The organism is Asticcacaulis sp. (assembly GCA_024707255.1).
Classification (GTDB): Bacteria; Pseudomonadota; Alphaproteobacteria; order Caulobacterales; family Caulobacteraceae; genus Asticcacaulis.
Genome location: JANQAC010000002.1, coordinates 1,107,360 through 1,128,384, shown reverse-complemented (window position 1 = coordinate 1,128,384; position 21,025 = coordinate 1,107,360). Strand labels below are relative to the sequence as shown.

18 protein-coding genes, 3 tRNA genes and 2 pseudogenes are annotated in these 21,025 nt (G+C 58.4%); 7 read left to right on the top strand and 16 right to left on the bottom strand.

Annotated elements, in window-relative coordinates; genetic code table 11:
- Position 1: 1 nt before the first annotated feature.
- Positions 2 to 2,221 carry a copper-translocating P-type ATPase gene (locus NVV72_16635; GenBank protein MCR6660879.1) on the top strand — a complete coding sequence of 740 codons (2,220 nt, stop codon included), beginning with the start codon at positions 2 to 4 and terminating at the stop codon, positions 2,219 to 2,221.
- Here the strand turns inward: NVV72_16635 and NVV72_16630 are convergent.
- The 13 genes and pseudogenes from NVV72_16630 to NVV72_16570 form a co-directional block, all read right to left on the bottom strand.
- Entirely contained in the window at positions 2,218 to 4,227 is a 2,010-nt protein-coding gene (locus NVV72_16630; protein ID MCR6660878.1) for a TonB-dependent receptor, read from the bottom strand. The genes NVV72_16635 and NVV72_16630 overlap by 4 nt on opposite strands.
- A gap of 132 nt (positions 4,228 to 4,359) precedes the next feature.
- Entirely contained in the window at positions 4,360 to 4,935 is a 576-nt protein-coding gene (gene nusG / locus NVV72_16625) for a transcription termination/antitermination protein NusG (protein ID MCR6660877.1), read from the bottom strand.
- 5 nt (positions 4,936 to 4,940) lie between these two features.
- Positions 4,941 to 5,264, bottom strand: a complete 324-nt coding sequence (gene secE / locus NVV72_16620) for a preprotein translocase subunit SecE (protein ID MCR6660876.1) — start codon at positions 5,262 to 5,264, stop codon at positions 4,941 to 4,943.
- Positions 5,265 to 5,357: 93 nt separating this feature from the next.
- Positions 5,358 to 5,433: transfer RNA gene (locus tag NVV72_16615), tRNA-Trp, on the bottom strand.
- A 194-nt stretch (positions 5,434 to 5,627) separates the two neighbouring features.
- Positions 5,628 to 7,622 carry a DUF3857 domain-containing protein gene (locus NVV72_16610; protein MCR6660875.1) on the bottom strand — a complete coding sequence of 665 codons (1,995 nt, stop codon included), beginning with the start codon at positions 7,620 to 7,622 and terminating at the stop codon, positions 5,628 to 5,630.
- A gap of 210 nt (positions 7,623 to 7,832) precedes the next feature.
- Positions 7,833 to 8,663: a DUF2807 domain-containing protein gene (locus NVV72_16605; GenBank protein ID MCR6660874.1), complete on the bottom strand. Its 831-nt coding sequence runs from the start codon at positions 8,661 to 8,663 to the stop codon at positions 7,833 to 7,835.
- A 130-nt stretch (positions 8,664 to 8,793) separates the two neighbouring features.
- A complete protein-coding gene (locus NVV72_16600) occupies positions 8,794 to 10,995 on the bottom strand; it encodes a S9 family peptidase (protein ID MCR6660873.1) in 2,202 nt (733 codons plus the stop codon).
- 135 nt (positions 10,996 to 11,130) lie between these two features.
- Entirely contained in the window at positions 11,131 to 11,373 is a 243-nt protein-coding gene (locus tag NVV72_16595) for a DUF2007 domain-containing protein (GenBank protein ID MCR6660872.1), read from the bottom strand.
- Entirely contained in the window at positions 11,370 to 11,705 is a 336-nt protein-coding gene (locus NVV72_16590) for a YbaN family protein (GenBank protein MCR6660871.1), read from the bottom strand. Before NVV72_16590 ends, NVV72_16595 begins: the two co-directional genes overlap by 4 nt.
- A gap of 62 nt (positions 11,706 to 11,767) precedes the next feature.
- On the bottom strand, positions 11,768 to 12,133 hold the full coding sequence (locus NVV72_16585) for a hypothetical protein (protein ID MCR6660870.1): 366 nt from the start codon (positions 12,131 to 12,133) through the stop codon (positions 11,768 to 11,770).
- 160 nt (positions 12,134 to 12,293) lie between these two features.
- Positions 12,294 to 13,485: pseudogene (gene tuf / locus NVV72_16580) on the bottom strand (elongation factor Tu).
- Positions 13,486 to 13,540: 55 nt separating this feature from the next.
- Positions 13,541 to 13,614, bottom strand: a tRNA-Gly gene (locus tag NVV72_16575).
- Between the two features lie 138 nt (positions 13,615 to 13,752).
- Positions 13,753 to 13,835, bottom strand: a tRNA-Tyr gene (locus NVV72_16570).
- Positions 13,836 to 14,000: 165 nt separating this feature from the next.
- Between NVV72_16570 and rlmB the strand changes: the two are divergent.
- Together rlmB and NVV72_16560 are read left to right on the top strand one after the other, a co-directional pair.
- Positions 14,001 to 14,902: pseudogene (gene rlmB / locus NVV72_16565) on the top strand (23S rRNA (guanosine(2251)-2'-O)-methyltransferase RlmB).
- A gap of 73 nt (positions 14,903 to 14,975) precedes the next feature.
- Positions 14,976 to 15,767: a YjbE family putative metal transport protein gene (locus NVV72_16560; GenBank protein ID MCR6660869.1), complete on the top strand. Its 792-nt coding sequence runs from the start codon at positions 14,976 to 14,978 to the stop codon at positions 15,765 to 15,767.
- A 148-nt stretch (positions 15,768 to 15,915) separates the two neighbouring features.
- Here the strand turns inward: NVV72_16560 and NVV72_16555 are convergent, their stop codons facing one another.
- Genes NVV72_16555 through hemA form a run of 3 tightly spaced genes read right to left on the bottom strand, consistent with a single transcriptional unit; the run spans position 15,916 to position 17,836 of the window.
- The gene (locus NVV72_16555) at positions 15,916 to 16,134 is read right to left on the bottom strand and encodes a hypothetical protein (GenBank protein ID MCR6660868.1); all 219 of its coding nucleotides are present in this window, start codon (positions 16,132 to 16,134) and stop codon (positions 15,916 to 15,918) included.
- A gap of 43 nt (positions 16,135 to 16,177) precedes the next feature.
- Complete coding sequence (locus NVV72_16550; protein ID MCR6660867.1) at positions 16,178 to 16,585, bottom strand: hypothetical protein; 408 nt, start codon at positions 16,583 to 16,585, stop codon at positions 16,178 to 16,180.
- 27 nt (positions 16,586 to 16,612) lie between these two features.
- Positions 16,613 to 17,836 carry a 5-aminolevulinate synthase gene (gene hemA / locus NVV72_16545; protein MCR6660866.1) on the bottom strand — a complete coding sequence of 408 codons (1,224 nt, stop codon included), beginning with the start codon at positions 17,834 to 17,836 and terminating at the stop codon, positions 16,613 to 16,615.
- 193 nt (positions 17,837 to 18,029) lie between these two features.
- On the opposite strand from hemA, the gene NVV72_16540 reads away from it, so the two are divergent.
- The 4 genes from NVV72_16540 (at position 18,030) to NVV72_16525 (ending at position 21,025) form a co-directional block, all read left to right on the top strand.
- On the top strand, positions 18,030 to 18,575 hold the full coding sequence (locus NVV72_16540) for a DUF1697 domain-containing protein (GenBank protein ID MCR6660865.1): 546 nt from the start codon (positions 18,030 to 18,032) through the stop codon (positions 18,573 to 18,575).
- Positions 18,572 to 19,402 (top strand): hypothetical protein, encoded by an 831-nt coding sequence (locus tag NVV72_16535; protein ID MCR6660864.1) that lies wholly within the window; start codon positions 18,572 to 18,574, stop codon positions 19,400 to 19,402. The genes NVV72_16540 and NVV72_16535 overlap by 4 nt, the downstream gene beginning before the upstream one ends.
- Positions 19,403 to 19,482: 80 nt before the next feature.
- Positions 19,483 to 20,484: a porphobilinogen synthase gene (gene hemB, locus NVV72_16530; protein ID MCR6660863.1), complete on the top strand. Its 1,002-nt coding sequence runs from the start codon at positions 19,483 to 19,485 to the stop codon at positions 20,482 to 20,484.
- A 1-nt stretch (position 20,485) separates the two neighbouring features.
- Positions 20,486 to 21,025: a hypothetical protein gene (locus tag NVV72_16525; protein ID MCR6660862.1), complete on the top strand. Its 540-nt coding sequence runs from the start codon at positions 20,486 to 20,488 to the stop codon at positions 21,023 to 21,025.

The following is a 21,025-nucleotide window of genomic DNA, read 5'->3' as shown; positions in this document are numbered from 1 at the left end:
CATGCCCGAACACACACATCATCATTCACATGCCCCAGATTCACATGCCCCTGTTGACACCGGTCATGAAGCCAAGTCCTGTTGCCACGGCCATACAGCGCCTGTAACGCCCGTCCCTGCACCGAAGGCAGGCGAGGCCGTCATCTATACATGCCCGATGCATCCGCAGATCCGCCAGGAAGGCCCCGGATCATGCCCGATCTGCGGCATGGCTCTGGAGCCGGAAGTCATTACCCTGGAGGATACCGCCAATCCGGAACTGGCCGACATGACCCGTCGCCTGTGGATTTCGGCCCTCCTGTCCGTCCCGGTCGCCATTCTGGCCATGGGCGCCCATCTGGGCCTGTCAGCCGTGGTGCCGGATCGCCTGTCTGTCTGGATACAGCTACTCCTCGCCACGCCTGTGGCCTTGTGGGGCGGCTGGCCCTTCCTGGTGCGCGGCTGGCAATCCCTGACGACACGTCACCTCAACATGTTCACCCTGATCGCCCTTGGCGTCCTGGTAGCCTGGGCCTATTCCGTGGTGGCGGTGCTTCTGCCCGACGCTTTTCCGCATATGGCCGGCATGGCGCCCGACGTCTACTTTGAAGCCGCCGCCGTCATCACCACCCTGGTGCTGGTCGGCCAAGTGCTCGAACTGAAGGCGCGCGCCCAGACCGGCGACGCCATTCGCGCCCTGCTGAAACTGGCGCCCGCCACGGCTCATCGTCTGCGCGACGGGGAGGAAGAGACGATCCCGCTTGCACAGGTACAGGTCGGGGACACCCTGCGCATCCGTCCCGGCGAAAAGGTGCCGACCGATGGCGAGGTGATCGATGGGGCCAGCCATGTCGATGAATCCATGCTTACGGGTGAAGCCATGCCCGTCAGCAAACAGCCGGGTGACAAGGTGACCGGCGCCACGGTCAATCAGTCCGGCAGCCTGACTATGAAAGCCACACGTATCGGCAACGATACCCTGCTGGCGCAGATCGTCGCCCGTGTCGGCCAGGCGCAGCGATCGCGTGCGCCTATCCAGCGTGTCGCCGATACGGTTTCCGGCTGGTTCGTACCGGCCGTCGTCCTGTGCGCCGTTCTGACCTTTGCCGGCTGGATGCTGTGGGGACCGGAGCCGCGTCTCGGCCACGCCCTGATGAACGCCATCGCCGTGCTGATCATCGCCTGTCCGTGCGCCCTGGGCCTGGCCACGCCAATGTCGATCATGGCCGGCACCGGCCGCGCCGCCCGCGAAGGCATACTGGTGCGCGACGCCGCCGTCCTCGAAGCCTTCGAGGGCGTAGACACCCTGGTATTCGACAAGACGGGCACCCTGACCGAGGGCAGGCCGCGGCTGATCGCAGTCAGAACGATCGGCGCGATCGACGAGGACCACGTACTGGCCCCGGCGGCGGCTGTCGAGGCACTCAGCGAACATCCGATCGCCGACGCCATTGTCAGGGAGGCCAAGGCCAAAGGTCTGCCGATCTATGCGGTCAGTGACTTCAAGGTTCTGAACGGCAAAGGTGTCAGCGGCACGGCTGACGGCACGGCCATCGCACTCGGCAATGCCGCCCTGCTCGGAGAGACGCCGGAACTGACCGCGCTGGCCCAGCCTTACCGCGATCAGGGCCAGACGGTTGTCTGCATAACGCTTGATGGCGCGCCCGCTGGCATCATCGTCGTCGCCGATCCGGTCAAGGCCACCACGGCTGCCGCCCTAAAGGCCCTGGCGGCGGAGGGCCTGAATGTGATCATGCTGACCGGCGATAACGCGGCCACCGCCCAGGCGGTTGCGGCGTCACTGGGTCTGACGGACGTGCGCGCCGATGTCCTGCCCGACCAGAAGGGCGATGTGATCGAGGATCTGATCCGCCAGGGCCACAAGGTGGCCATGGCCGGCGATGGCGTCAATGACGCCCCTGCCCTCGCCGCCGCCACAGTCGGCATCGCCATGGGCAACGGCACCGATATTGCCATGGAAAGCGCCGGCATCACCCTGATCCGGGGCGACCTGGGCGGCATCGTCAAGGCGCGCGCCCTGAGCCGGGTGGTGATGCGTAATATCAAGCAGAACCTGGTCTTTGCTTTCGCCTACAACACCATTGGCGTGCCGGTGGCCGCCGGCCTGCTCTATCCGGCATTTGGCCTGTTGCTGTCGCCGGTCATTGCGTCGGCGGCCATGTCGCTCAGTTCGGTATCCGTCATCGCCAATGCCCTGCGTATACGCGCGGCAAAGCTTTAAGTACCACTGCCGAAGCGATAGGTCAGCGCGATTTTCAGCGTCCGCAGGTTCGGCCGGCCTGTTGATACGGTCTTCAGCGCCCGCGTGTCGACGATGGTGCTGAACCGCGACGTATTGAAAATATCGGTTGCGCTGACCGCAAGCGACAGCTTGTCATCCAAGGGGTGCTGGTAACTGGCGTCAAGGCGGCAAACGCCGCGGCTATAGCCTTGCAGAGTCAGGGCCCGGCCGTACCCCGTCGCATTGAGCTGATATTGGTCGCCATTGTCGGCATCATATTCAAGCAGCACATTGCCGGACCAGCCGAACCGGCTGTGCGTACCGCCATCGGCGAACGGGAATTCCGTGTAGGACAGATTGCCATTGGCGGAATAGCTCAGGCGCTTCGACAAGGAGCCGCGCCAGGTCAGTTCGAGTCCGCTGGACCGGCTGCGGCCGGAATTGATGCGACTGGTCAGCAGCAGGCCGTTATCCGTCAGTTCGGCATAACCCGTAAAGCTGCCGCGCGTTTCGCGGTAATATAAGGTCGCGTCAGTGCCGAAGTCCTTTTCATCATAGGCATAGCCGATCTCGTATGAGTCCGTTGTCTGCGGCTCAAGGTCCGGATTTCCCGAAAATGCCTTGAAGGCGCCAAAATATCGGATCACCGGATCGTATTCACCGAGGTCGGGACGCAGCACACGCCGGCTGTAATCGATTTTCAGTCGCGCCTTGTCAGTCAGATCCCGGCCAGCGTGAAAGGACGGATACCAGGCCAGGACATCGGATTTCCCCGTATCCTCCAGCTGCAACTGCTCCCTTTCTGCTCTCAGGCCGCTCAGAACCGTCCAGGGGCCAACCGGCATCTGCCAGGTGGCATACAGGGCTGAAAGTGTGCGGCTGGCTGAGAAACCGTCGAAATAATCCGCCAGCCCGATTGCCAGTTCGGCGCTTTCCGAACCGGATTGCAGGTCCAGGCCCGTTCGGTCGAGCGACGCGCCAAAGGTCAGGCGGGCTGATCCGAACCGGCGCTCGTAATCCCCTTGCGCCCGGTCCGTCGCGCCTTCGCTGCGATACAGGGTGTCATAAGGATATCCGCCCACCTGATCATAGGCCGAAGCGGTCCGGCTCCGGTTCTGCAGATGTTCAGCCGTCAGGGAGAGATATTCGCCCCGCGCTTCACCCGTGTAATCGTAGAGCACCTGAACATCACTGTGCCGGCTGTTGGTGCGGATGTCGGAACGCTCGTCGAAGTCATCAAACCCGCGATAATAGGTAATACCGCGGCTGACAGAGTCATAGCGGCCCGCCTCTCCCTTGAAGGTCAGTCCGGCGCGGTCTGACAGTTTCCAGGCCGCGCTGAGCCGGCCATTTACCGAGGCGGAAACGGCTCGCGCGTGATCTTCACGGTCAGTGATGTCATAGCCGTCCGCGTTTTCGTTGAGCGCTTCCTGGTGGAGGTACAGCACGCTGCGATCAATAAAATGATCAGCATAGAACTGGCTGTTCACTGTCCAGCGATCGGTTTCCAGCGTGGAGGAGAATGACGCATTCCCCTGCCCCAGTGTAGTGACCTGAGCGGTAACCTCACCGGAGCGCTTCATATGACGGTGTCGGCGCGTAATGAGGTTGATGATGCCGCCCGTCCCCGCCGGTGCAAATTGCGACGAAGGCGTGGCCATGATTTCGATACGTTCAACCGTCCCAGATGGCAGGTTTCGGATCACCGCATTGCCTTCAGGCGGCGCCTTGCCATCAACCAGGATCGTTACGGCGCCGCCCCGCAGCGCAACAGCGCCATTCGGAGAAAGCGTGACTGAGGGCAGTTTGCGCAATATATCGGCAATGATACCACTGTGCGCTTCGGGATCCTGAGTGATGTCGTAGGTCACGCGGTCAGGTGTTTCAGCCTCATGCCCGGTCACCACAACCTCGATCTCGGCCGGCAAGGCGGTCATGACCTGCCCATGCGCCATACCGGCGGTAATCAGGCCCAGGCCAGATACGGCACAGATAATCCTCTTCATGCCTTTCCCCATATGGCCGAACGCGGCATAACACAGACACCGGACACAAAAAAAGCGCTCCGGCTTACCGAAGCGCTTTTTAGACATTTAGCTGTCAGTGAATTTAAGCCGTCTTCTCGACCCCGAAGGCCGTCAGGCCGTCTTTTCGACCTGTGCATATTCCAGTTCGACCGGTGTGGCGCGACCAAAGATCGACACCGAGACGCGCAGGCGGGCATGTTCCTGGTCGACCGATTCCACAACGCCATCGAAGGACGCGAAGTGGCCGGAAACGATCTTGACCTTCTCGCCGATATCGAACGACAGGACGGGCATTGGGCGCTCCACAGCGGCGGCCGAGTTGCCGAGGATACGATCGACTTCCTTCTGCGACACCGGCATGGGCTTGGAGCCGGAACCGAGGAAACCGGTCACCTTCGGCGTGTTCTTGACCAGGTGATAGGCTTCATCGGAAAGCTCCATCTTCACCAGCACATAGCCGGGGAAAAACTTGCGTTCCGAATTGAATTTGCGGCCACGGCGGACCTCAACCACTTCCTCGGTCGGAACCAGAATTTCGGAGAACTTGTCTTCCAGACCTTGCGACTTCGCCTGATCACGCAGGGCTTCGGCCACCTTCTTCTCGAAATTGGAATAGGCGTGGACGATGTACCACTTGTGGTTCGGGTTGGAGAGAACCGGCGTTTCGGAATGTGCAGCGGTAGCCATATAATTTATCCTTGCAGGCCGATTTTAGTGACGTAGTTGGTCAGGAAGCCAATGCCGCCGTCAACCACAAAGAAGAAGACACCGGCCAGGACAACCATTATCAGCACCATGACCGTGGTAATCCAGACTTCCTTGCGGGTCGTCCAGGTGATGCGCTTGGCTTCGATCTGGACTTCCTTGAAGAACTTCGTCGGATTGAACGGCTTTTTCGGCGCTTTTTCAACGGCGGCGGCGCCAGCTGGCGCCTGCGCAACGTTTATCTTGCCAATGGCGACCTTGCGGCCCGGCTCAACGGTCTTGGTCTTCGTCTCAGGTTTCTTCACCGTCAAAACGCCTATTCAATGTGAGCGCCGCGGATCGCGGCTTCCGAACAACAAAAATGAGGCTAGAAACCCAGGTTTCAAGCCTTTGAAAAGAGAAAGTGGCAGGGGCGGAGGGATTCGAACCCACGACATCCGGTTTTGGAGACCGACGCTCTACCAGCTGAACTACACCCCTGCAGTTCTCAGGGACAGTACGGAGAATCCGTACATGCCCATGGGAGGCGTGCGGTTTATCAGCGGATGACGGAACGTGCAACAGGCAATCTGTGAAATTCTGTCTGTTTCCAACACACTTTGCGCAACGGAACCACGAATGAACATGAATAGACGTCAATATTAGCGCTCATTCGTGTCTATTCGTGGTTCAAGTTATTGGTGCAGCAGCTTGGTTGCCAGCCATACCAGCCCTCCCATCAGCGGCATCCCCATCCAGATGGCCACGCGCGTCAGCAAACCCGATCGCCACGTCGCCACCGGTTTCGGCGGCACGCAGATGCTCATGCGGTCATAGGTGCCGATCTCCGTATAGGCCCTATCCAGGGCCATCTTTTCATCGGCCGACAACCAGGGCCGCAGGACGGTGTAGTCCCGCACCGCCTCATAGCCTTCCGCCGTCTGGCGCGGCGTGAAGCTGAGGCGTAAGCCGCCGAAATCCCATATTTTGGCTTTGTCCGGCCAGGTCAGAGGCAGGGCCGTTTTGATCAGGGTGGTGATCCGCCCTTCGCGTACATCGCCGATATCGAACGGGAACCGCCGACGGCCTTCCGGTTCTTCCAGCACATAATCAAAACCCGATTCCGGGCTGAAGAAGACCCTGGCCTCGCCATTTGTGTGCCAGGGATTATCCGTCGTCACCAGGGTGGTGATGGTGATCTCGTTCAGCCGGCGATCATCGACCATCTGCGGAATAGCACACATGTTCATGCCATAGATATAGCTGAACAGGGCGCAGCGATCCTCGACATAGCTCGTCAGGCTTTGGTGGCGCAGTTCGCGCCGCACGCCATCGGCCCGCGCCCCGCGATAGATGTAGTCAATCTCGATCAGGGTCTCCTGCCCCTTTTTATCGGGCAGGTGGATGACTTCCCGCACCTCGTAATCAAGCCCAGGCGTCTTTTCCATCATGCGGACCAGGTCGCCGCCCGGCTTGAGGATCAGGGCATAACCGAGATCGTTCTGCGCCATGTGATCGAGGTCACCGCCCTGCGCGACATCAGACGTACCCTCGAACCAGTACAGGCGCCCGTCATGCACGCACATGGAGATGCAGTGGTTGAAGGAGCCCAGGCGCGGTTGGGTATTGATCAGGTCGAAACCGCGCTTCGTGTCGACCAAAGCCGGCCAGCTTTCCACGCCCATCTGCGTCAGCATGGCCGCGATCATCTTGGAGACATCCTTGCAGTCACCGATGCGGTCGGCGAAAATGTCCTTCAGGCTGCGCGGTACAAAGCCGCCCTCGCCGAACGAAAACGCAAAATAGCGGATGCTTTCCTGCACCCAGCGCACGGCAGCGACGATACGGTCCTTCGTCTCTTCGTGGTCGGTTTCAATCTGCCGGATGACCTCAAGCAGCCCCTCCGGATAATCGTCATCGCCCTCGAAGCCGGCACGCATGATATCGGCGACCCGCGGCCAGTTATCGATACTGGAGGCATAAGCGCCGCGCACAGGCATGACCCAGCCCGGCGCGTCGTCCTCATAGTCGCATTCACGGACGTGGTCGGCCTCGAACAGGATTTCGCTGTAACCGTCATCGAGCTTGCTGACCTTCGGCTCTGTCCAGCCCAGCGGAAACGGCTGCATGTACATCTGGCGCTCCGGCGGCACCAGCAGGCGGGCATGACGCCTGTCCCAGTAGATAACATTCTGCAACATGACCGGGACGGAGAACTCCCCCTGGAAACAGGCCGGATCACCGGTCAGGGTCATGGCGGTATCTATGATGTCCCCTACCCGCACATCCGGCAGGGTAATAGCCAGGGTCCAGCGCCCATCCAGCACCAGGCGCTCGAAACTGCGTTCGCGGCGCATGACAATGTAGCGCGACTGGACATCGACCTCGATGACCTCCTCGCCGCGCAGGATGCGGATATGGTGGATGGTCAGGTCGTCATAATAGGGATTGAACGGCAGGGTGACATTGGCCAGGTAGCTCAATGACGACAGATTGACCACTTCTTCGATTGTGCGGTTATACCGCGACGGCCGGATATCGAGCTTCGACTGGTCATCGACCAGCCATGTGTAGAAACCATAGGGCGCTTTGGATTGGTCAAGAGCAGTCGGCCGCCGGAACGGCTGCACCTTCACCCAGTCGGGTTCCGGCGCGAAACGGATATGCCGCCTGACCTCTTCCTCGTACACGTTTCCCCCCAACAAACGCCGATAAATCAGGCCCGGCCAGCTTGATGCTGACCGGGCCGTTAATCGTTAACACAAGGCTTAACCCTGTAAAGGTCTAAACCGTGGGAGTTGAGTTTAAAGAATTTCCAAGGCTTCAGCCTTGGCAAGGGCAAGTGCCCACCGCCCCAAAAAAACGTAATATGATGCGGCGAGCCTCGCGGCGCCTGAGCGCTAAAATGCCCCTACGATCACATTACCCGAACCCATGACGGATTTGCTGATATTCCCGGAGACCGTCTTGACGCGCACATCGCCGGAACCGACGATATTCACTTCCAGGGACTTGGCCTCGCCACCGAAGCGCACATCACCCGATCCGGCGATATTGACCTCCATTTTCGACGCCACGCCGCTATCGAGCTTCACATTGCCCGAACCGCCGATATTGACCTCGACCGGGCCGCTGACCTGATTGACGAGAATATCGCCATTGCCGCCAATATTGGCCTCGATGGCATTGACCGAGGTAGCGGCGAAATTGCCGGACCCGCCGATATTAACCGCCGCATCAGCGCTGCGTGTCAGGGACACATCGCCCGAGCCACCGATATTGATCTCGGCCTTGCCGGCCACATCCCCAAGCTGCCAGTTGCCGCAACCGCCTTCGCTGAATTCCAGCGACTGGCTGGCGCCGAGCTTGCCGTAGGTGGCGCCGCCGGCCGAAACCCCGGCATCCATCGGCACCTTGATATAGACGATCGGCAGGTCGGCACTGGCCACTGATCCCATGCCGCCGATATCAACGCCACCGGCCTTGCAGTTCAGATGGCGGCCGCGCAGCTTGCCATCGGCCACCAGGGTATTGCCCTTGGTCGAGACCATGATCACCGGCACCTTGGCATTGCCATAGGCTACCTTCAGTTCGACATCAGGGCGGTTTTCCGGCGTGACCACTACACGAGCGGCGATATTCTTCAGTTCAACCTCGGTATGGGCCGAGGCGCCGGCGGCGGCCATGAGGGCACAAATGGATACGGCGGAATTCAGGGCGAAGGTTTTCATGATCGATGTCCTTTGAAAGGGTGTAGAACACATTTTGGACACAAGGCACGTCGCAGACAACTTAATTAGCTGTCATGAAGCGTTTGTAATCAAACAGAAAAGGGCCGGCGGTTTTCCCCGGCCCTTTCCGTTACCCATTCGGCTTGAGCTTGCGATTGAAGAAATCGAGCTGGAGCCGGAATTTTTGCAGGTTGCGTTCGTTACCTTTCAGGCCGTGGCGCTCGCCCGGATAGAGCATCAGTTCAAACGGCACGCCGGCCTTTTGCAGGGCGGCCATCACCCGAGTCGAGTTGGACAACTGGACGTTATCATCCGACATACCCTGCATCAGTAACAGTGAACCAGGCTTTAGGTTATCAAGACGGTTGAGCACGTCGGACTTGGCATAGCCATCCGGATTGTCCTGCGGCGTCGACATGTAACGCTCAGTATAGGCCGTGTCGTACAGTTCCCACTGGGTCGGCGGCGCGCCGGCATTGCCGGCGGCAAAGGGGGTATCCTTGGCCGTCAGCGCCATCAGGGTGACGAAACCGCCCTGCGACCAGCCCATGATGCCGATATGATCACCATCGACATAGGGCAAAGTCTTCAGCCAGTTGGCGCCCATGATCTGGTCGTCGATATCCGGTCCGCCGAATTGCTTATAGATCGAGCGGCCGAACTTGACGCTGCGACCGGGCGTGCCGCGGTTATCGAGCGAGAAGACGACATAGCCGGCCTCTTGCCACAGCCGCGTGGCCGGCGTGACCCATGTCTTTTTTACCGTCTTCGAGGCCGGGCCGCCATAGATGGAGACGATGACCGGATATTTTTTCGCCGGATCGAACCCCTTTGGCTTGAGGATGGAATATTCCAGCTTTTCGCCATCGGTGGCGGTCAGTTCGCCAAATTCCGGCTGGCTGTATTCGTCTTTGTAGGGCGCATACGGATGGCTGGCGTCGAGCTTGTTTTCCTCGATCCAGCGCAGGCGCTTGCCCGTGCCGTCATAGAGCGCGGTCTGCGGCGGGGTTTGCGGATCGGAATAGCCGCCGATAAAGGCCGCGCCGCCGCCGGAGACATCGGCCGTCCACCAGCCACCGGATTTCGTCAGGGCGACGGGTTCGCCCGGCTTTTTGAAATTGACCTTATAGAGGCCGTGTTCGATCGGCGTATCCTTGGAGGCGGTGAAGTACAGTTCGCCGGTCTTCTCATTGAGATCAGCCAGTTTGTCGACCGGCCAGTCGCCATGCGTCACCTGGCGGATCAGTTTTCCATCAGCGCCATAGTAGTAGAAATGCTTATTGCCATCGCGCTCGGACGACCAGATGAAGCTGCCATCGGCCAGCAAACGGAAGTCATCATGCAGTTCGACCCAGGTATCGGAGGTTTCCGACAGGATCACTTTTGAACCGCCAGTAGCCGGATCAACCTGAAGCAGGTCCAGGGTCTTCTGGTCTCGGCTGAGGCGCTGAACGTAGAACGACTTGCCGTCCTTCGCCCAGTTGACACGCGCCAGGTAGATATCCGGATTACTGCCGAGATCGACCTTTACATCACCGCCGCCAATCGTCTTGATATACAGCTCAACGACCGCATTGGGCTTGCCGGCGAAGGGATAGCGCTGATCGATGATCTTGATGCCCTCGCCACCGATTTCGACGCGCTGGGCGATATCGACGCCGCTCTCGTCGGTCTTCTGGTAAACGACCTGGGTCGATTTCGGGCTCCACCAGTAACCGGTGTGGCGGTCCAGTTCTTCCTCGGCGATAAATTCCGCTGTGGCGTAGGTGGTTGTCCCCTCACCTTTCGGCGTCAGCGCGGTTTCCGTGCCCGACGCCAAATCCTTGAGGTAGAGCGTTTGGTCACGCACATACGAAATGCCCTTGCCATCCGGCGTTAGCTTGGCATCAACCTCGTCGCCGGCGGTATCGGTCAGGCGCGTCACCTTTTTCGTGGCGCGATCAACCATATAGACATCACCATCGAGCGGCAGCAGGATCGACTGGCTGTTTTCGGACCATTCATAAGCCACAACACCACGCGCCGAGACTCGCATCCGTTCGCGGCGCGACTTTTCGGCTTCGGAAAGCGTCTTGTCGGATGAGGTCAGGCTGTCGGCATCGACCAGCAGATAGGGCTCGCCGCCCTTTACCGGCACGGCCCACAGATCCTGGATATTGTGGTCCTTCTCCTTCGGCTTGAGGAAGGTCAGGAGCGTGCCATCCGGTGACAGCTTGACGCCTACGGCACTCGGTCCAGACAGGGCCGGATCGGCAAAAGCGCGCTCAGGCGTGAGGGCGATTTGCTGAGCAACAGCGGCGGACGTATCGGCCATGGCGGCTCCCGTCATCATCGTGGTGGTCATCAGGAGCGATCCGAAAAGAATCGCGGACAGACGGGCGGATTTCATCAAGGCATACTCCCCATAAACGGAAGCGCTGACGCTATCCCCGCGCCGGCCCACCCGTCAAGCCTGTTGCGATTGCAACTAAGGCCAAATACCTGGGTTAAGGGGACGGAGTTCATCTTCCAGTCCAGCATCGATCAACAGGCCACGCGCCTTGTCGAAATGCTCTTCGCTGACCAATACGCGCTTGGGGAACATGCCGATGGAACCTTCCGCTGCACTGATCGCCTGGTCGGCGACGAAGTAATTTATGTCCAGTTCCTTGAGCAACGATTCCACAAAGGAGATCAGGGCCGGATTATTGGCTCGTACCAGTTCTTTCACTCGGAAGGCCTCGTCAGAATAAATACGGCGCACAAGGCGCAGACGCCGGCGGGCGCAAAGCGCCACCAGTCGTGTAACAGGAAAGCCGAAATGATGGAACTGATCGTCATGGCCGTCAAGGCGGCGATCTTGGCACTCCTGGCGATGGCGCCGCGTTCACGAAAAGCGCGGATCGGCGGCCCGATCTTCGGGTGGTTCATGATCTTCGCCTCCCAGGCCGGATTGGACCGGGCAAAAAAAACAGCAGCGATGATGAAGAAGACCGTACTCGGCATGACCGGCAGGAAGACACCGGCAATTCCGAGGCCCACAAAAAACAATCCCGCCAGCATGAAAACTATTCTCATATGCAGAAGCATAGGTGGGAAAAAGTAGCTCCGCAAGACAGATGATTTCAGCCACCTATATATGGCAGTCCTAGTCTGTGAGATTTGCAAACGGTTTCGTAGTTAGACAAAACTTCTGCGAGTTGTTCTTGTATGAAAGCCAACTCCTCTGCTGCCAGTTCAACCTGTCCGTCCTTCAGTTGTAGAGAAACGCCCGCTATATTTTTAAGCATTGCGTGCAAGCTGTCTCCTTGAAAGACGATACCCGGAAATTTGCGTGTAGGTAGTTGAACCACCGCATAGTTGTGAGGCCCAGTCAGTAATTCGGCGTGCATATATTCCTCTTTATTTGGTGGACTGAGCAACCTAAGCCAAGTTTGATATTTCTGCCATGCCCCCTCCGTCAGTGGCACCAGTCCTTCGGACTTCGCCACTGCCACCTCCCCCGCACGCTACGCTACAGGGGAGGAGAAATAAAAGAAACCCCGCCGGTTTGCACCGACGGGGTTTCAGTATCTTTATCGTACCGTTTCCGCTTGATGGAGATGTTTCCACCTCCACCATAGCGAGTCCGGGTTAAGGGGGCTTGCCCCCTTACTCGACGATCTTGGAGACGACGCCGGCGCCGACGGTGCGGCCGCCTTCACGGATAGCGAAGCGCAGCTTCTCTTCCATGGCGATCGGGGTGATCAGCTCAACGTCCAGCTCGGCGTTGTCGCCCGGCATGATCATTTCCACGCCTTCCTTCAGCTTCACGATACCGGTCACGTCGGTCGTACGGAAGTAGAACTGCGGACGGTAGTTGGTGAAGAACGGGGTATGACGGCCGCCTTCTTCCTTCGTCAGGATGTAGGCTTCAGCCACGAACTTGGTGTGCGGGGTGATCGAACCCGGCTTACAGAGAACCTGACCGCGTTCAACGTCTTCACGCTTGGTGCCGCGCAGCAGAACGCCGACGTTGTCACCGGCCTGACCCTGGTCGAGCAGCTTGCGGAACATTTCGACGCCCGTGCAGGTCGTCTTCTGAACCGGACGGATGCCGACGATTTCGACTTCTTCACCGACCTTCACGATACCGCGCTCAACGCGGCCGGTCACAACCGTACCACGGCCCGAGATCGAGAACACGTCTTCGACCGGCATCAGGAAGGGCTGGTCGATCGGACGTTCCGGCTGCGGGATGTATTCGTCGACCGTCTTCATCAGGGCCGAGGATCGACTGCTCGCCGATTTCCGGGTTGACGCCATCGGTCGCGGCCTTGGCCGAACCCTTGGTGATGGGGATATCATCGCCGGGGAACTGATAGGACGACAGAAGTTCACGGACTTCCATTTCGACCAGTTCCAGCAGTTCTTCGTCGTCGACCAGGTCGACCTTGTTCATGTAGACGACCAGGGCCGGAACGCCGACCTGACGGGCCAGCAGGATGTGCTCGCGGGTCTGCGGCATCGGGCCGTCAGCGGCCGAAACGACCAGGATCGCGCCGTCCATCTGGGCGGCACCGGTGATCATGTTCTTCACGTAGTCGGCGTGGCCCGGGCAGTCGACGTGGGCGTAGTGGCGGTTCTCGGTTTCATACTCGACGTGCGCCGTGTTGATCGTGATGCCGCGCGCCTTTTCTTCCGGAGCGGCGTCGATGTCGGCATAGTTCTTCGCGGTCGCGCCGCCCGACTTCGCCAGAGTGATCGTGATCGCTGCCGTCAGAGTCGTCTTGCCATGGTCAACGTGACCAATGGTGCCGATGTTGCAGTGAGGCTTCGAGCGGTTGAATTTTTCCTTGGCCATAGGTCTAAGGCTCCAATTTGCCCAAACGGGCTAAGGGTTGAACAATCGAAATGTTTGGAGCGGGTAGACGGGATCGAACCGACATCCTCAGCTTGGAAGGCTGCTGCACTACCATTGTGCTATACCCGCATTTTATTGCTCAAGCGCCGCAAGGCTATACCTCGCATCAGCTCGGGCGGGCGGTCGCCCTTGCCAGGATCAAGGATCCTGGAATTCTTACCACTAACTTCGTTTTTGATTGGAGACCGTCTGGCCGACTATGAGTGATGGTGGGGGAAGCAGGACTCGAACCTGCGAAGCTTACGCAGGGGATTTACAGTCCCCCCCTTTGCCGCTCGGGACATTCCCCCAAACACTCACAAAGTCTTAGCCGGACGCCTTAAACCTGAGCTTCCGAAAAAGCTCAAGCCCTAAAGTGAAAAAAAAACTTTTTGATTCACAGGCTTTGGTCGTAAAGACCGTCCGGATCAGTCAAAAAGCCTTCAATCAGGCCTCAAATCGGAGCGCGTCTTATAGTGTCCTCTTTTCGTGAACGCAACGACCGTAAATCGCAATCAGGTAAAAACAGGTCACAAAATTTTGTGGACAAGCCCAGAGGCCCTGCCGTGAAGCCGGCATCGGATGCGCGGCGTGACGACAAACCTCAATTTAAACAAAAACCTAAGGCCAATTATGATGGCTGGCTGTGGGGTGTTCATGCGGTAGAGGCAGCGTTGAAAAATTCTGCGCGCCACGGCCCGATCAGGCTCTTTTTAAGCGAGGAACGGGCAAAATCCGCCCCGCCGGCCCTCTTCAAGCGACAGGATATCAAGATCAGCAGCCTGCCCATGAGCGAGATTTCGCGCCTTCTGCCGCCCGATGCCGTCCATCAGGGCATGGCCCTGCACGCGCCAGTGCTGGAAGGCGATTCGCTCGACGACCTGATGGAACGCGACGCCACAAACGGCGTGCATGTCATCCTGATGCTCGATCAGGTCACCGATCCGCAGAACATCGGCGCCATTTTCCGCTCGGCCGCGGCCTTCGGGGTCAAGGGCCTGATCATGCAGGACCGCCACTCCCCGCCCCTGCAGGGCGTGCTGGCCAAGACGGCCGTCGGCGCTGTCGATATCGTGCCCTTTGCGCGCGTGACCAACCTGTCGCGCGCCCTGGAGACGCTGAACGAGAACGGCTATGTCAGCATCGGCCTCGCCGGTGAAGGCGAGTTCAACCTGCATGAGCTCCTGGCGCAGCAAGGCTGGGGGATTCCTTGAAAAAACTGGTGCTGGTGCTGGGGGCCGAGGGCGAAGGCATCCGCCGGCTGGTGGCCGAGCATTGCGATCACCTGGCGCGAATCCCCATGCCCGGCGGCTTCGAGAGCCTCAATGTCAGCCACGCCGCGTCTATCTCCCTGTACGAAGCCTGTGCGCGGCGATAAGACCTACCATAAGAATTGACATGAAACACCGGTAGCTTATCTAGGGTTAACCGTCCCTCTTCCTGGTGATCCCGTGGCGATTGAGACTTCGTTCCTGAACATCGATCCCGTCCTGCTGTCGCAGGGCCTGGCCCTGGTGCAGGTCATCTTCATTGATATCGTCATGGCCGGTGATAATGCCGTGGCCGTCGGCATTGCCGCCGCCGGCCTGGCCCCCGACAAACGCCGGCTGGCCATTCTCTACGGGCTGATCGGTGCGGTGATCCTGCGCATCGGCTTTGTTCTTATCACCGTGGAACTCCTGGCCCTGGTCGGCCTGCTGCTGGCTGGCGGCATATTGCTGCTATGGGTGTGCTGGAAGATGTGGCGCGAACTGCGCGAACATCACGAAACAGCGCAGGCCGAAGCCCTCGTGATGGCCGGCACCGTTAATCTGACCGATGCGGAAAAAGCCGAGCGCACCGCGCAACCGCAACAGGCATTGACCAAAAAGGCCAAGACGCTTCTATCCGCCACTATGCAAATTCTGGCAGCCGACATCTCCATGTCGCTGGATAATGTGCTGGCCGTAGCCGGCGCCGCCCAACACCACGTGCCGATCCTGGTCTTCGGCCTGTTGCTTTCCATCGCTGCTATGGGTGTGGCCGCCAATCTGATCGCCAAGGTGCTGCACAAGTACCGCTGGATCGCGTATGCCGGCGTGGCGGTCGTGCTGTTCGTGGCGCTCAAGATGATCTGGGAAGGCGGCCACCAGATCTGGGAGTTCGGCCATTGCGACGCCACGCTGAAATGCCTGCCGGTCATGGCCGGCGATGCCGCTACCTGGTGGCGCGATCTCTTCACTAACCTGCTGCCGCATAAATAAGGGGGAAACCATATGTCTGATCTTCACGCCAAACTCGCGCAGTCCGGCGACCATCACCATAGCCACGGCATCATCCACATGATGATCGAAGGCGCCTGATCGGCGGGATCACCCCCTGCTGGCGCATATGGTCTCCAATAGCCTGAGCCTAGACCACGGTGCCGCGGCCGGGCGATGACGGTTTCTGTCCGCTCGGTCCATTCCCCTGGCCCAGTTTGTTTTTCAGCTTGAGTACGGCCAGGCGCTTGACGCCTTCCGGGTCATTGATCGGCCCCATGGCGGTGGCTTCTTCCGCGGTATCGGCATCGATCGCCGTGACCTTCAGGTAAGCGCCCTTCCGCTGCATCTCGATATAGATTTCGGACATGGATAGAGTGTGCCGCGCATTGAAAATTAAAACAAGTTAGCACTTAACGTGGTAAGCGCGACCAGCAATTTTCTGCATATTTTTTACTGGCGCCCCAATTAAAGCCAGCATGTTTAGGGTCGAATTTAACACCACTATTTTTATATAGCTCTTGTTCCTGCCGCACTTCAGATTCGGACAGGATAAAAAATTGTGTTTCCTTACCCAAACGCACCAACGCAAGCACGTAGTACAAATTTGGCTTGGCTTGCTTTTCACGAATGCGCCAAAAATTTGGCGTAGATTGTCCTTTAACATCAATCATTATCGGCTGATGGCTGTCAGGGCCAATCGCAATAATATCCGCATCTGGAGTTTGATTACCTACAGTAAAAGCAACATCATATCCCCGTTTACAAAGCTCCGATGCTACTGCAAACTGTGCGGCCCATTGAGTTTGATATCTATTCACGACAAACCCAATTGTTGATTATTATGCTTACGCCACAGCCGGCAGGCGGGCGACGTTGCACATGGTCCAGAGCTTGTCCATAGACTCGACCAGATGATCGATCATCTCATCCGTATGATCCGGTGATGGCGTAAAACGCAGGCGCTCGGTGCCCTTGGGCACGGTCGGGTAGTTGATCGGCTGGACATAGATGCCAAAGTCATTGAGCAGCATGTCCGAGACCATCTTGCAGTGCTTGGCGTTCCCCACCAGCACCGGCACGATATGCGACTGCGTCGGGAAGGTGGCGATCCCAACAGCACGCAGCTTCTTCAGCAGGGTCTGGGCGCGCTCCTGATGGGCGACGCGCTTTTCGTTATGTTCTTTCAGATACTTCACCGAAGCGGCGGCGCCGGCCATGACCGCGGGTGGCAGCGAGGTGGTGAAGATGAAGCCCGAGGCCCACAGGCGGATGGCATCGACCATGGCTGAGGTGCCGGCGATATAGCCGCCCATCATGCCGAACGCCTTGCCAAGCGTGCCTTCGATGATGTCGATCTCGCCCATGATGCCGTCGCGTTCGGCCACACCGGCGCCGCGTTCGCCATAGAGGCCGACCGCGTGGACTTCGTCGATATAGGTCAGGGCGTTGTACTTCTTGGCCAGGGCCACGGTGCCACGCACGTCGGAGATATCGCCGTCCATCGAATAGACGGATTCAAAGGCGATCAGTTTCGGCGCATTGGCCGGTGCGGCTTTCAGCAAGTCTTCGAGGTGTTCGAGATCGTTATGGCGGAACACATGGCGCTCGCCGCGGCCATTGCGGATACCCTGGATCATCGAGGCGTGGTTCAGTTCGTCCGAGAAGATGATCAGCCCCGGCAGAACCTTGTAGAGCGTGGTCAGGGTCGCTTCGTTGGCGACATAGCCGGAGGTGAAGACCAGCGCGGCTTCCTTGTGGTGCAGGTCGGCAAGTTCGGCTTCGAGGGCGTTGTGATACCAGGTGGTGCCGGAGATATTGCGCGTGCCGCCGGAACCGGAACCGACCGCGTCAATGGCCTCGTGCATGGCGTTCATCACGACGGGGTTCTGCCCCTGGCCGAGATAGTCGTTCGAGCACCAGACGGTGACATCCTGCTCGCTGCCGTCTTCCCTGATCCAGGTGGCGCGCGGAAACTGGCCGGCGTGACGCTTCAGATTGGCGAACACACGATAGCGCCCTTCGGCGCGAACAGCTTCTACAGCGGCCTCGAAAGCGGCATTATAGTTCATATCAAACTCCGACGGCCTCACGCGAAACCGCAAATCTGACCGGCGAAATAGCGCTTTGCTGGCCTTCATTCAAGCCTGCAGGCTTGAAATAACCCTGCCGACAACATTGATAGCCACTTTGTGACATATCCATTCAAATATCCAGAGTTTTTGCTAAGAAGGACTGCGCAGATTGTCGCAGTTGGAGGATACCGTGTCGAAAGTCTGGATATGCCTGTTTCGCGGCATCAATGTCGGCGGCAATAACAAGCTGCCGATGAAGGACCTGACCAAGGTTATGCTGGCGGCCGGGCTGACGGACGTGAAGACCTATATCGCCAGCGGCAATGTGCTGTTTCGCTCTGATTTGGATGAGGCCGCGCTGGAAAAGTTGATCGGCGATCTGGTCGAGAACGGCTTTGGGTTTCGCCCGTCGATCTTCCTGATCACGCTAAAGCATCTGGAAAAGGTGCTGGCGGAAAACCCGTTCCGCGATCATGAACATCAGGGAAAGGCGCAGCATGTATTCTTCTTCAAGGCGCCGCCGACGAAGGTTGATCGTGACCTGCTGGATAGCCTGAAAGCCGATAGTGAAGCCTGTGAAATCACAAATGAATTGATGTATCTCTATGCGCCGGAAGGCATTGGCCGCTCGAAGATGGCCGAGAAGCTTGGTCGCGCCGTCAAGGCCGATATGACCGCCCGTAATTTGAATACGGTCGAGACCTTGAGAGACATGGCTGCGGAGCTTTCAAAATGACTTTTCGCCCTTCAACAAAAATCATCTCACTCCCATTTTCCACTGACCGCATAAGTTGGCAGGGGTTCGATCTTGATGACAATGGCAACTGGATCGCTATCATCGAAAGTGACGAAGGTCTGCGATTACTTACAGACCATGTTAATTTCCCTATGCCTGTCGATTTGCCATACGCAATGGTGCGATGGATAGGAGATAACGCACTGGTCGTGATCTCTCGTATAGTTGAAGTCGGAGAGATAAATGCATGGGTCATAGACCCAAAAGGCGGTGAAATTCTAAACGCTTTTTCGGTCGGCGATGGTGTAAAGGATGTATTGGTCCTTAAAAATTTCATCGCTGTCAGTTATTTCGACGAAGGCATTTTCGGCTCTCCGCAAGGCCTTTCTATTGAGGGGCTTTGTATACTTAGCCACGACGGAGCGTATCTGTGGGGGTACACGAGCAGCGTCAGTAATGCGGTTGACATAGGAGACTGTTACGCGATGTGTCCTCTGGGCCCAAACCGCCTCGCATTTTGCGCATACTCGCATTTCGAATGGGTTGAGCTCGACCTGGAGAGCCACACACAGAAGGTCGTGCCAACACCACAACAACTCCACGGTTCAGGCGCCATCACATGCCGTGGGGACACAGCGTTCTTCGTTGGTCCTTATCCAGACAACCAAGATTTTAGCAAGCCAAGAGACGAAGTTTTTGCTTTTAACAGGGTAACAGGCACAGTCAGTAAAGCGCCGTCTATTTCGGGAAAGGCTTTACGGGGCATGTCGGATGGCCGGCTGCTGAGTATGTGCGACGAAGGTCTTCTAATCGCAACCTTCATATAGAGCCGTTTGTCGCAACGCTTGAGCCTTGATAGCTACCTGCAATCGGCCTAAAGCTCCCGCAAGCCTTTTCGAGTTCGCCCATGACCTTCAATCCGATTCTTGCCCCCTATCCTGCCGGTCGGCCGCGTCGTCTGCGCCAGAGCCCGTGGATACGTGATCTGGTGGCGGAAAACCGCCTGCACGTTTCGGACCTGATCTGGCCGATCTTCGTCCATGATCAGGACAAGGCGCGTGACGCTATCGGCTCTTTGCAAGGCGTCGATCGCCTGAGCATCGCCGAAGCCGTCAAGGAAGCGCGTGAAGCAAAAGCGCTTGGAATCAATGTTATAGCGCTGTTTCCTCACCTCAATGAGAAGATCCGCACCTCAGATGCAAAGGCCGCCATCGATCCGGATGGCCTGATCGTCCAGACCTGCCGCGCCATCAAGTCAGCGGTGCCCGATATCGGCCTGCTGGTTGATATCGCGCTCGATCCCTACACCGATCACGGCCACGATGGGCTGCTGATCGATGGCAAGATTCATAACGACGCCACCATCGAGATGCTGGTGCAGCAATCCCTGGCCTTAACCGCCGGCGGCGCCGATATCCTGGCGCCTTCCGACATGATGGACGGCCGCATCGGCGCCATCCGCAGCGCGCTGGAGGCCGCGGGTCATCACGACACGATGATCATGTCCTATGCCGCCAAATATGCCTCGGCCTTCTATGGTCCCTACCGCGACGCCATCGGCGTCAAAGCCTTGAAGGGCGACAAGAAGACCTACCAGATGGATTCGGCCAATACCGAGGAGGCCCTGCGCGAAGTCGCCATCGATATTTCGGAGGGCGCCGACATGGTGATGGTCAAGCCCGGCCTGCCCTATCTCGATATCGTCCAGCGCGTCTCCGACACCTTCAAGGTGCCGACCTTCGTCTACCAGGTCAGCGGCGAATATGCCATGATCAAGGCAGCCGTCGAGAAGGGCTATATGGATCACGACCGCGGCGTGATGGAGACCCTGCTGGCCTTCAAGCGCGCCGGCGCTTCGGGCATTCTGACCTATTTCGCCAAGCACGCGGCTGAATTGCTGAAGGCATAAGATGGACATCTACAAAGACCTGCAAAAGGCCCTCAATGCCGGCATCTATGTGCGCCTGACCCTGGCTGACGGCGAGCATGAAGGTTTTATCATTGCCCTAAGTTCGGCTCTGGTTCTGCTGCAAGCCATCCATGAATGGCAGGATGTCGGGGCGCTGGTCGCGCCCGTGGAAACAGTCGAGGCCGTAGAGGTTTCCGATTATCACGACGACCAGATGAAGATTCTCGACTTCAACAGCGTCAAGCGCACCAAGCGCTATGGCTGGGTGCGGCTCGGCGGCTGGCAGGACCTTTTCAAGTCATTGCAGTTCAAGGAAAAGTTCGTCGTCGTTTCGGCTGAGGACGGCACCGAGGTGGGCACGGTCGATACGATCGAGGCCGATTGCGTGGTGATCAAGGCGATCGATCCCGGCGGTAACTGGCAAGCCGACGAGGTCGAATGGCCATTCGACGACATCACGCTGGTGCAGTTCGATGACAGCTACAGCCGCACCCTGCAACGTTATGTCGAGAAACGGGCAGCGCAACCGACCAGCCATTAA